This is a genomic window from Vibrio sp. 10N.222.52.C12, from assembly GCF_041474215.1.
GTDB classification, from domain to species: Bacteria; Pseudomonadota; Gammaproteobacteria; order Enterobacterales; family Vibrionaceae; genus Vibrio; species Vibrio crassostreae_C.
The window spans coordinates 126298-138172 of record NZ_JBFRTR010000008.1 but is presented as its reverse complement, the minus strand read 5'-3'; the positions used below and the strand labels follow the sequence as shown (position 1 = coordinate 138172).

10 protein-coding genes and 2 tRNA genes are annotated in these 11875 nt (G+C 41.3%); 6 read left to right on the top strand and 6 right to left on the bottom strand.

Annotation, left to right across the window (positions count from 1 at the left end; translation table 11 throughout):
* Positions 1–2381: ATP-binding protein (locus AB4623_RS01770; RefSeq protein WP_372145624.1), on the bottom strand; the 2381-nt coding region annotated here is incomplete at its 3' end.
* Positions 2382–2656: 275 nt separating this feature from the next.
* Between AB4623_RS01770 and AB4623_RS01765 the strand changes: the two genes are divergently transcribed.
* Positions 2657–3511, top strand: coding sequence for a WYL domain-containing protein (locus AB4623_RS01765; RefSeq protein WP_102321025.1), 855 nt, complete (start codon positions 2657–2659; stop codon positions 3509–3511).
* 201 nt (positions 3512–3712) lie between these two features.
* Here the strand turns inward: AB4623_RS01765 and AB4623_RS01760 are convergent, their stop codons facing one another.
* Positions 3713–3943, bottom strand: a complete 231-nt coding sequence (locus tag AB4623_RS01760; protein ID WP_102393890.1) for a helix-turn-helix transcriptional regulator — start codon at positions 3941–3943, stop codon at positions 3713–3715.
* A gap of 60 nt (positions 3944–4003) precedes the next feature.
* Here AB4623_RS01760 and AB4623_RS01755 point away from each other — a divergent pair, with 60 nt between their 5' ends.
* The 3 genes from AB4623_RS01755 to AB4623_RS01745 are packed head-to-tail and all read left to right on the top strand — an operon-like array spanning position 4004 to position 5753.
* Positions 4004–4240 carry a hypothetical protein gene (locus tag AB4623_RS01755; RefSeq protein WP_102321027.1) on the top strand — a complete coding sequence of 79 codons (237 nt, stop codon included), beginning with the start codon at positions 4004–4006 and terminating at the stop codon, positions 4238–4240.
* Complete coding sequence (locus AB4623_RS01750) at positions 4233–5444, top strand: Arm DNA-binding domain-containing protein (protein ID WP_372145622.1); 1212 nt, start codon at positions 4233–4235, stop codon at positions 5442–5444. The genes AB4623_RS01755 and AB4623_RS01750 overlap by 8 nt, the downstream gene beginning before the upstream one ends.
* Complete coding sequence (locus AB4623_RS01745) at positions 5445–5753, top strand: hypothetical protein (protein WP_102321029.1); 309 nt, start codon at positions 5445–5447, stop codon at positions 5751–5753. It begins immediately after the preceding gene.
* A gap of 557 nt (positions 5754–6310) precedes the next feature.
* Here the strand turns inward: AB4623_RS01745 and AB4623_RS01740 are convergent.
* A tRNA-Val gene (locus tag AB4623_RS01740) sits at positions 6311–6387 on the bottom strand.
* Positions 6388–6456: 69 nt separating this feature from the next.
* A tRNA-Val gene (locus AB4623_RS01735) sits at positions 6457–6533 on the bottom strand.
* Positions 6534–7320: 787 nt separating this feature from the next.
* Between AB4623_RS01735 and AB4623_RS01730 the strand changes: the two genes are divergently transcribed.
* Positions 7321–8304, top strand: a complete 984-nt coding sequence (locus AB4623_RS01730; RefSeq protein WP_372117490.1) for a porin — start codon at positions 7321–7323, stop codon at positions 8302–8304.
* A 127-nt stretch (positions 8305–8431) separates the two neighbouring features.
* On the opposite strand, the gene AB4623_RS01725 is transcribed toward AB4623_RS01730, so the two are convergent.
* Positions 8432–9091 carry a DUF2726 domain-containing protein gene (locus tag AB4623_RS01725; protein ID WP_017065541.1) on the bottom strand — a complete coding sequence of 220 codons (660 nt, stop codon included), beginning with the start codon at positions 9089–9091 and terminating at the stop codon, positions 8432–8434.
* A 273-nt stretch (positions 9092–9364) separates the two neighbouring features.
* Between AB4623_RS01725 and AB4623_RS01720 the strand changes: the two genes are divergently transcribed.
* On the top strand, positions 9365–9550 hold the full coding sequence (locus AB4623_RS01720; protein ID WP_372145620.1) for a hypothetical protein: 186 nt from the start codon (positions 9365–9367) through the stop codon (positions 9548–9550).
* A 135-nt stretch (positions 9551–9685) separates the two neighbouring features.
* Here AB4623_RS01720 and AB4623_RS01715 read toward each other — a convergent pair whose 3' ends face one another.
* Positions 9686–11644, bottom strand: a complete 1959-nt coding sequence (locus AB4623_RS01715; RefSeq protein ID WP_372100456.1) for a diguanylate cyclase domain-containing protein — start codon at positions 11642–11644, stop codon at positions 9686–9688.
* Positions 11645–11875 lie beyond the last annotated feature (231 nt).

Here is an 11875-nt window from a genome sequence, read left to right as displayed (position 1 = left end):
CTCTTAGGATCATCCACTTCATAAACAGCAAGCCATATCTCGTATTCTTTGATTTTATGAGACTTCACTTTTAAGTTTTTGATCTCATTATCAAGCAATTCAATTTCTTCTTTGTAGCGTTGATAGATTTCACCGCTAATACCTTGATCACTCAACCGCTGTTCATACTCCGTTTTGATGCGCTGTTTGTTCTCGCCCAACGTCAGAGTACTTTTTTCCAGTAGTTCATCTATAGCTCCGATCGTGAGATCAAGTGATGATTCAACATTGCTAATTTGAGTAAGCCTGTCGTTGTTTAGCTCTAATTTTGCTTCTTCAAAACGTTCAAGCGTTACTGAGATTTCCCTATCAATCAGGGCTATAGCTTTCTCAATCGATTTGATGTTTATATTAATTTTTTCGACTAAGCCCTCTTTTGCACGGGCAATCTCTATTTTCTTGTTTTTAAGGTTAACCTTAGTTTGTGATAGGTCACCCTCAGCGTTTCGCAGTTCATTGCGTAATCGTGATAACTCAAGCGTTGACTGCTTAACAGCAAAATCATTTTTCAAAATTTGCTTATTGAAATCAGCCTCTGCGTCTTCAAGCTCAACGATACGGTCCATCAAGTGAGCCTGCTCTTCCACATCAGCTTTGTTGGTGACACTACAATCTGCTAGGTTGCTCGTATCGATATATAAATCGTACATTGAACCTGAATCTTCAGTCATTGATGGTGTGAGTGTCGTGTCCATCAAAAGCTCATCGGTGAGAACACGACCAAGTGGAGAGCTTTGCCACCCCTGTCGATTAGCCTCCAGGAACGAGAACAAGGTTCCTGAATCTGGGTCTAATCGGTTACTGACTACTTTTAGCCTGGTTTCGGCATCGCGCATATTTCGACGAGTGGCCTCTAATCTTTCGAGTAGTTTTTCACGTTTAGTTTGTAAGTTGACTCCTTCCTTCTCACTCAAAGTTGTCGTGTGTTTTAACGTGTCTACTTGTTCTTGTAATCTGTCCTTCTCAGACTCCAACTGCTCTCTCTGCTCAATGAGAAACTCATCAATATCTGGGTTCTTTAGTCGCTGCTTTTGAGTAGCGAGTTCAGCCCTATGCTCCATAAGAGCCTGAGATTTATCCGCTGTAAAAATCGTATGGGTTTGGGTCAGTTCCTTTAACTGTGGCTGATATACATCGTCTATCTTGTCTTTTTTAACCTTGCACTCTTTCTCGGCATCAAGTTTTTGCTCTGTTAGGTCAGACTTTTCTTTATTGAACTTACTAACAAGGTTTTGTTTGTCTTTCTCATACTTTGCTTTCGCATCATTTACCTTAGTTTCAAGATCGGCGTAACTTTGTCTTTGTTGTGCCACCCTGTCTTCCATTTCTGGCAATTGCTTTAGCTTAACGGACAGTTCTGGATAACCACTATTTTCGTATGTTATAAGCTTGCTGTGATGTACTTCGATCTCAGAGTTAATACTTGTGATAGAGCGTTGAAGAGCGCTCTTTTGAACCTCTTTATCAAGCTTATCTTGATTAATTTCGCCAATCTGCTTGTCACTGTTTTCAAGAAAATCTGAGCGCTCGATTTCGGTTTTCTTAAGAGATTCATCAAGGCTTTCAGAGGCTTCACGAATGATTGTTAAGGCATTGGCGAGCTGAGTGGTTAGATAGGCAATCTGCTTATTGTTCGCAATAGCTTCAATGAACGCTTCTTTTTTGGCTAGGAACGCTGTTAGGCCGTTGTAGTCATCACACCATTGTTCAATTCTGTTTGCATCCACACCAAACTCTAATGTGCTATTTCCTTGCTCGAGGATATCCAGGAAAAGCGCCTTTGTGTCGGCCATATTGAATTCACCTTGAATCAACGCCGCTGTGATTTTTTCAATGTGACGGACATCATGACGACCAGAGCACAAAGAGTAGCTCAGGAACTGATTGCTCAAATTCCCTGCATTAATATTTTGGATAATTTCGCGGTACTCTTTGACGCTAGTAATACGCGACTCGTATTCTAAGCCGTTAGCGTTCAGCTCCGCGGCCAGCTTTGTACAGCCGATAGCGTAAGGCTTATCTTCGCTGTCTTGTTTAATGATCACTGACTGCTCAAACTGACCTTTAACGAAAAGGTAAACAATGCCACCTTTAGTACTAAGGTTTCGATAACAAATGACATGAGCAACTTGACCACGAGCAGTAATGTACTCGAAAACAATATAACTGTTGTTGTGTGGTAAATACCATTCTGCAAAGGGCTTATTGACATTCGATTTCCTGACGATCTGCGTGCCAGTCGCTCCATAAAAGAACGGAATGAGCCTTAAAAGTGATGTTTTGCCTTCTCCGTTACCGCCAGTGATCTGAGTGGGAGCGTCAAAAGAATACTCAGAAAACATCTTGTTTTTCTGATAAGAATTTATTGCGATAACTTTGGTCAATCCGGCATACATCATCGTATCTATCTCGAGTTATGTTGTTTTTCTTGACTGAAAATCAACCAGTTTGAATTTGTGGCCACTAAATCAGGTTACAGCTTTCAATACCATCGACTCTCTCACAGTAAAGATTCCTGACTTTTCTTGCCCTTGCCAATATCCACAATAAATATATGTACTTTTTCACTACATGTATATACTGTATACATCAACATGTAACATTTATGAGCACGAACATGAGTCAAGCAGATATCAAATGGGACCAACAAGTACGATTTCGACTAATTGAGATCATTGCTCTTTGGGAGGGTCGACTGACGACAAATCACCTATGTGATGCTTTTCACATAGGGAGACAACAAGCTTCTAGGGATATCAACAAGTACATTAGCTTAACTGACCAAGGTCAATTGATACTGGATAGAACAATTAAAGGCTATAGGCCAGCAGACAACTTTAAGCCTTTATTTACTCAAGGCACTGCTCATGAGTATCTACTTATGCTTCATCAGCAATATAACCAAGAAGAGACCTTCGAGTTCTTTAATTGGGGGGAAGCTCAATCGACCGTATTGAACGTTCCTGAAAGGGCTATATCACCAAGCATTGTTCGAGGATTAATTGCGGCAGCAAGGGCTAACCTTCGCGTCGATATTGACTATGTATCGCTCTCTACACCTGAGGTTCGAGGTCGAATTATTGCGCCTCACAGCTTAGTCTATGATGGGATCAGGTGGCATGTAAGAGCATATTGTGAAGAGAAAAATGAATTTCGAGATTTCGTGTTAAGTCGCTTTAGGAACGAACCTGACTTAATGGATAAGTCACCAAAAATGCGAGAACATGATGACAACTGGAACCATCAAGTTAAGTTAATGATTACACCTAACCCTTACTTGTCTGAGCAACAACAAGTTGTTGTTGCTGACGACTACGCTATGAAAAACAAGAAGATGGAAATAGTAACTCGTGGAGCTTTAGTCAGTTATTACTTGCGACGTATGGGCGTCATACAAGACCAAAAGCTGCTAAAAGAACAACCAGAAGCCTATCAATTGACTGCTCACTTTGACGAAAGTCTACCTAGATAAATCAAGGTTCGTTCGAGACAACCCGATAAGATTGGTGATGTTCTAGATGGAACATTATCTGTCTACTCGAAACTAGGGCTGACTGTATTTATGGTGTAAAGAGCCATGAATAAACGCTCCTTGCTGAATGCTTTAAAACAGCAGCCTACACCTATTGTAAAGTGACGACTAAAAACACCCTACATTTCACTCGATAAGTTTTTAGCTAATATTCCTTTTCTGATACCAAATAACCTCTGACACATCACAATCAAAGTACTGACACAAGGCATCAAGAGTTTTTGTGGTTGTAGTGTACCCTTCATCTCGGATCATTTTCGCCATGGCCGAACGCTGAATACCTATTTCGGCAGCAATTTGAGCTCCAGAGATCTTCCGTCCCTCTTCCGCTGATTTTTTATCTATAAGTTCCTTTAAGTTATATCTAATCACACATCAATTCCTAAAAGATATAATAATGTGTCTTGATAAAACACAAACAATGGAGGTCAAATGGACCAATTATTACTTACAGCAAAAGAGCTTGCAGGTCGTATCAAATTTAGCGCCAACTATATCAATTCGACTCTGCGAGATTCAATTTTCATCGAAGGTAAACACTACATTCGACCATTCAATGGTAGAAAAATTCTCTACATTTGGGAAGAGGTAGAGGCAGAATTATACCAATCTGCATCACGTAACCTTCAGTATATTCCAATGGCTGGCGGGAGGGTGTGTCATGGGTAGTATCAATTCACGTAGCGGTAAGCTCTATCTCGACTTCCGATATGAAGGTATGCGTTGCCGTGAGCAAACTGCACTGCCTGCAACTCAAGTAAACCAACGCAAGCTACAGAAACTGCTAAATCAAATTGAAGCGGACATTCGCCTGAGTTGTTTTGTATATAGTGAGTACTTCCCTGAGTCTAAGAAAGCTCAAACATTTTTGAAACAAGACATCCAAGCTCAAAAACGCAAACAGGAATTACTTGGTAATTACAAAACGGCAGTACAAGGGCTACAAGGAATTGAAACTGTCTTGTTCGAAAGCTTCGCACAGGAGTGGTACGACGAAAACGAAGTGCGTTGGAAAGAAAGCTATAAGGACAGTATGAAGATCTACTTATGGTCGTACCTTGTACCTCACTTCGGGCATTTAGACGTCGCGAAGATCTCTCGACCTGACATCTTAAAGTACCGTGCTTCTTTAGTGAAACCGCGTAACAACGGCAAAAAATTATCTGCCGAGTTCATTAATCATGTCATGACACCACTGCGCATGATTTTGAGCGAAGCCGGAGATCGCTACGATTTTCGTTCGACGTTTGAAAACATCAAACCACTACGTGTTGAACGCACTAATGTAAACCCGTTTGATTTTAACGAAGTGAACTTGTTTTTATCATCGGTACGTTCCGATTTTAAAGATTACTTCACCGTTCGTTTCTTCACCGGAATGCGCACCTCAGAGATCGATGGTCTGAAATGGAAGTACATAGATTTTGAGCGTGGTTTAATTTCAGTTCGAGAAACGTTTGTACACGGCCGTTCAGACACAACGAAAACGGTGGGTTCAACAAGAGACATTCAAATGTCATCTGTTGTACTTAAAGCTATAAAATCCCAATACAAAGTGACTGGTACTAAGGAGTATGTGTTCTGCAATGCAGCTGGAAACCCTTTAGATAAAGGTAACGTCAGAGACCGAATCTGGAAGCCGACACTTAAAAACTTGGGAATGGAATATCGCCGCCCTTATGAGACTCGACATACGGCTGCAACATTATGGTTAGCAGCCGGAGAAGCACCTGAGTGGATAGCTCGCCAAATGGGCCATACCACTACAAAAATGCTGTTCACAGTTTACAGCCGATATATACCAAACCTAACCAGGCAAGACGGCAGTGCTTTTGAAAAGTTATTAGATGCTAATTTAAATGGAGGAAAGTAAATGGCTTATTCACCTCTAGCTATTCACTGCACCAGTTTGTGCTGTGACATTCTTCAGGCTCAGCGTTTTCAGAAAATCTCTCATCAAGATATTGATTGGCTATACGATGAAATTTACGAACTTATCAAGCAACGTACTGAACTGTGGCCAGATAAATTCCATCATGAACATGTCTTTATTGATTCAGTCACGCGCGGTGTACTAAAAGCACTACATCTATGTAAAGACAAGCCAAATAATCGAGATGCCAGTTGGCTGTTGATTGCAATGCAATCACGGATCAGTTTTTCTTTGAAGCAATTGCATTAATGAGAGCTACTCAAAAAAGAGCCAAATGAACCCATGTTTATTTGGCTCTTTTCTATTTCCCATTTTTGAACATTTCCATACTCTGCTTGAATCTACCCTCACCTACAACTGGCGCCTAGTTCACCTTGAAATAACTCATCAGCCATCACCCGTTAACAAGAACACTATAATTTGTTGCACACCCACTTCACTGGCCGCACAAAGTTAACGTTGATAACTTGAGCCTAAGTTCTATAGTAGTTTTGCATTAACCGTAGTGCTGGACCCTTCAAACCGCACCAGACTCAGATTAACGAGAGCATTCTTTTTAAAAATGTGCTGATGACTATTTCTTAAATGTTCTGTTACTCCAAACTGTAGATGCTTAGAAGGTTGTCACAGCATGGTCACCACGCGGTCACAAATCGAGTTTGAGAGATATGAGTCACTTAGCTCATCCAATAATTATTCAACGGGGAGGCAGACAAGAATGATGCTATTTAAGGTACTTTCCAGAAACGCAGACACAAAAAAGCCCACGCTAGGTGGGCTTTTTGCTTGTTCAGAAAGAACGAATTTGGTGCCCGCTACTGGACTCGAACCAGTGACACCTTGCATGTCATGCAAGTACTCTAACCAACTGAGCTAAGCGGGCGATGTTCTAATTTCTTATTACTACCATTGTGACAAACTCAATAGTTATGCAATAAAAACAAATAAGGAATGGTGCGTCCGAGTGAACTCGAATCACCGACCCCCGCCATGTCAAGGCGGTACTCTAACCAACTGAGCTACGGACGCATTCCCTTAGAACGCCAACGATGATATCTATGATAAACAGATGGTGCAAGTATTAACTGGCATCTTGCGATTCGTTTGCTCACTTTGCAATCAAAGACATAACAACATGTCGATTTTACACCCAGATTATCGTCAAACCGCTGAAAAACAAAGTTTAGTTAGAAAAAATTCTAATCCTTGATGACAACCAATTAACTAACCTAATGTGTTCAATTTGGGATTTTTGTTGTCTATACCGTTTTTCTTGGCCTTTACAGTAACCATACAGGTATAGATCAATGCCTATATTTAGTGTCAAAAATTTTGCTTGCCCACTGGGTTACCGTAGTATTTTGATCATTATAAGTGAAAGGCACGCAGAGGCTTTGTAACTCACTGAAATACATCATTCATAAAAATCACCACGATTTTGTAATCGTCGTCATCGAATTACTAGGCCGCAATGACTAAATTCGGATTTTTCATATAAAGTGGCCGGGTTATTACCAACATACATAAATACGATAGCACTCTATAGTCGAAAAACATCAGCTACAATTAATCTCCCTCAAGAGCAACAATCTATAAGCAATTCAAAACCCAACCCCACACATCATAGCTATTTTGAATACATACAGCACAGTAATACATAATGAAATTTGCATAATGGTAAAGCGCGCCTATATTCATAACCTGTAGGAATTAATAGTCTAAATTCAATGCTATACGTGAATTTATGGTTTACGATAAATACAAGTGTGAAAAATAGGGAATAAATTATGAAAAAATCACATATCGCCATTGAGTGGTGAGCATACTATCGACATCTGCCGTATCGGCGGCGACCATTTATGAGACAGATGAAACAGTATTCAATATCGGCGGCCGCGCAGAAGTTCGAGGGAATTTCTCTGATGAGAATAAAAGTGCTGGTAATAGTAGCACCTATAGTGATAGATCACGTGTCCGCTTAAGTGTCGATGGCACACAAAAAGCGTCGGACGATGTTTCCTTTTTTGGGAAATATGAATTCGAACTAACAGAGTCTGAAGATGGCGCATCAGATGATATCGGCATTAACACTCGATTCTTATATACGGGTGTTCAAACCAATCACGGTAACGTCTATTATGGCCACCAAAATAATGCCGTTACCTACTTAACCGATTGGACGGATATGGCTGAAACCTTCAGCGGCTATATCAATGAATACACGGTGTCGACTGCTGATCGAGCAAAAAATGTTTTACGTTATGAACTGACAAGCGACAACATCACCTTTCAAATTGATGGCAATTTCAATTCAGATAGTGAATCAGCACAAAGTGACGGCTTCGGTGCAGTTGTCGCCGGCAGCACTTCGATTGGGTTAGATATTGGCGTCGGTTATGCGTCAAGTGATGAAACCTATGGCGTTGGGACAGATACAGAAACTTCTGATGCCTATATTGGTGCGGTTAAGTACACCAACGATCAGGGGGTTTGGTTCGCCGCACTCTATCAATTTGGTAGTATTTCAGGTCTAGGCGTAAAAGATTCAGACTACGATTCTGCAGATGCTTACTTGGGATACTCGTTTGGTGTCAACACCGTCAACCTGACCTACAGCTACTTTGAAGCTGACGATATTGCAGATTACGACATTAACTTTATCGGTCTAGAATACGCACGTTATATTGGCGATGTGGCCTTCTTTGGTAGTTATAAGTTTAACATGTTAGACGAGGGCGAAGGTGGGCAAGGCGATAACGACGAAGATGAGCTACAGCTCGGTATGCGTTACGCGTTTTAGTCTAAACCAATCCACTTAATATTAGTAAAGCCGAGCATAATCAATGCTCGGCTTTTTAGTTTGTATAACTTATTCGTATCTAAGCGATTGAATCGAGTCCAACCGGATGCATTACTATCGATACCAACTATTCTTCAACATCGAATACAACGTTGTAGTTTTCGGTATAGGTGCAGTTTGGCTGGCGGCTACAAGTGAAGAAGCGTCGGCCTTTGTAATCGCCTTGGCTTGCCAGTTTGATGATCATTGGGCTACCACACTTCTTACAAAATCGCACTTCTTTTGATGGCTCGATTAAATCGATGTGTGCTGCCAGTAACCTCTTCAAACGGCTCACTTGGTAGCTGTGTTTAATAGATGCACCAATCAGAGGTAAACCTGCCGATTTACACACGTGAATTAGTAGCTTTTCGCGATCGACTTTCCCTTTATTGAGCTCTTTGCCGTTATCAAGTTCGATAATAACGCGGGGCTCTAGCGTTCGCGGGTCGCAAACAACAAAGTCGAAGTAACTACGTGAGATCTTGTTGTTGGCGATAAACCAATTCTTCTTATTGTTCGTCTTAGCAGGAACAAGTACGTTCGACATGCTGACTTTAGCAAACACTTCCCCATGGTTGCCCACAGCTGATTTTAGCGCATTATAGAATGTCGCCTGTTGCGCCGACATCAACGCGCCTTTCTTCTGATAAGCGTGGTCTTTGGTGTCATCGTGTTTCACCACATACTTTTGAATAAAGTAAAAGAACACAACCAGAACAATTACAACGATAAAGATATTAGTCATTTTCCAGCACAATCAAGTCTGTATAGGGATTAAGAGAGTAGCTAGCGTATGTAGAAAAGCATCACCTGGCAAGCAAAAGAGCGAGAGTTGCCAACCAGAATCACGACCTTTGAGCGCAGTGCCCAACGAGAGGTCGCTCCTTCGCTAGACACACCTCTCTTATTTTGATAATTAAATCATCAATTACACTCTAGATTGATTTAGATCAATTTACCTAGATTTGTGATCAACTAGTCTGAAAAACGTTAGGCAAATGTTAATAAGGAAATTGATATGGAACTTAAACAAGACCCAAAATGTTATACCGACGTATGTGTAGATGGTAAATGGTTCCACTATGACCACTGCGGAACCCATGCCTACATGTTAAAGGGAGGAGCTTCGGCTGTGATTGAACTCGCTAGCGAACCAGCGACAGAAGGCGAATTGGTTGAAATGCTTCAAGGTGTCGCTAAGTAACCCACCAAGCTAAATCACAGTATGAATTAAGCGAATAAGAGTAAATAGCCGTATTAGTTCAGATAAGCACTCTTATTCGCTTAGTTATTGAAGTTCAGGTTTCTTGATTGCAGGGGATTAACTAAGTTTAGGAACTCAAATGATAACGACTTTATTGCGCCCTGACTGCTTAGCTTGATACAAAGCATCGTCTGCCGATTTCAAGTGTTTCTTATAGGTACGGCTATTCAACTGTTGCCCCGTTAGATGAGTCGTCGCACCAATCGATGTGGTTAATTCTAATGGGCCAGAATGCGTTTCAATCGGTCGGTCAGCGATCGCTTGTCTTATCAGTTCAAGCTCTTTATTAGGATCTTGATTCCCAGCCAGCAACAAAACAAACTCTTCCCCACCCCATCTTGCCACTACATCGTTTGTTGATAAGATTTTCTCTAAACGCTTAGCGACTTCCACCAGCACTTGGTCACCAATATCATGCCCATAAGTGTCATTAACTTGTTTGAAGCGGTCTAAATCTAGAATAGCGAGCGTATACCCAAACGACGACAAATGATGTGGCATCGGCTGAGTTAACCGTTGCTCTAAGTAACGCCTATTGTATAAGCCTGTCAGTTCGCATCTTGTTGATTGCTTAAGTAGTTCTTTGTTGGTCTTCTGGATCGAGCGTAACCTTATCAATAGTAACGTGGCGCTTATCATCACCATGATACCCAAAGCGACGACGATTCGATTCCGTAATTGCTGCTTATCTAATGTCAGCTCACCCAACTCTTTTTCTGCGTTAAGCAGTTCGTTTTCTTGAGCTAATGATGCCGTAGCGAAATCTTGCTCGAGTAAAAAGATATCACTCTGGCGCTTATCAAATAGCAGCGCTTTATTACCCTTGTAATAGAGCTTGAAGTAGCGAAGTGCGTTCTCGCTGTCGCCTCTTGAATCATAGTATTCAGCAAGTGTTCTTAAGCCGAAGACCTTCCAGCTGCGAGTCCCCACAACATCGAACATTGCAGACGATCGCTTTAGATCAGCAAAAACAAAATTATCTCGGTTCAAACCAATGTTCGCTAAGGCTCTATTTAGGTAACACTGCCCCAATTGAAGTGTGTATTTGTCCACGCCTGGGTATCTAAGACACAAGTTTGCGACTTGTCGTGCTGACTCAAAGTTCTTTTCCGCCAACAACACATCACTCTCTGCTTTTAATAGGATGATTTTGTATCGTTCACTCACGTTATCGCCATTTAGCTTAGCCGCACTTTGATATGCTTCTCGGCCTTTGACTAAATCACCACTGCGCAGATAAGCAAAAGACTCATTCACATGCAGCACGCCGATGGTAGACGCTTCGAGTAGTCCACTCTTGTAATAGAGCTTTTTGGCTCTTTTAATCAGCTTGAGCGCTTTAGGCCAGTCTTCCAAATAGATATAAAGCAGTGCCATATTTGACACTAACTTGCTGTTGTAGATGTGATGAGGGTACTTCTTACCAAGGTCTAAACCTTTATGGAAAAAGTATTGAGCTTCAGGAAAGTCATTGCGGATGTTATTGATGACACCAGCCGTGTTATAGGCCTTAATCAACAACTCTTCATAGTGAAGCGATTCTGCGATATCTATCGCTGCTCTGATTTGGATTTCAGATTCCGCTAGCTCACCCTTACTGATGTATTCAATCGCCAATTCAACGAGAGATTGGGCCTTTAGCCAACCCATATGTTCGTGTTGTGCGAGTGCTTTAATCTGCCTGACGTATTCGGAAACTGCTTCGGTATCCAACTTATGTTGCGCGAGGTTGGACAAAATCATCAATTCGTAAGCACGATAGATGGCTTTATCTTGGTCTGGGAACTTGGCTTGGAGAGCCTCAAGTTGTTGGGAAGCTAAATTAGGGTCACCGCGAGATACATCGAGAATATCGATCAACGCAGATCCATATTGAGAGAGTGATAACTCTTTCTCTGGACTATAAACACTCGGGTTTTCAGGGCGAATATGCTTTAAATCGTCGTCATAAGTTGGATAGAGCAAATACAGCCCCAGCACAATACTCATCAGCACCACGAAAAGGAATGAACCTAACACATTGTTTCTATTCATTTATCAGGGCCATTATTGATTGAATTCCAATTTTATTGACGTTTTTTTAAGAGCGGTCAAACATTATACCCGACAGATATACAGATTAAAATCCTGCGCACTGGTGGATCTGAATTGGGTTTTTCTCATTAATTAGAATAATCAGGCAACTTTCTTGATTTAACTCAGACAATCATCTACCTCATTGGCGTTATAGTGATTTTCCTGTTCCTACCTCCGCGGCTTCTTTTT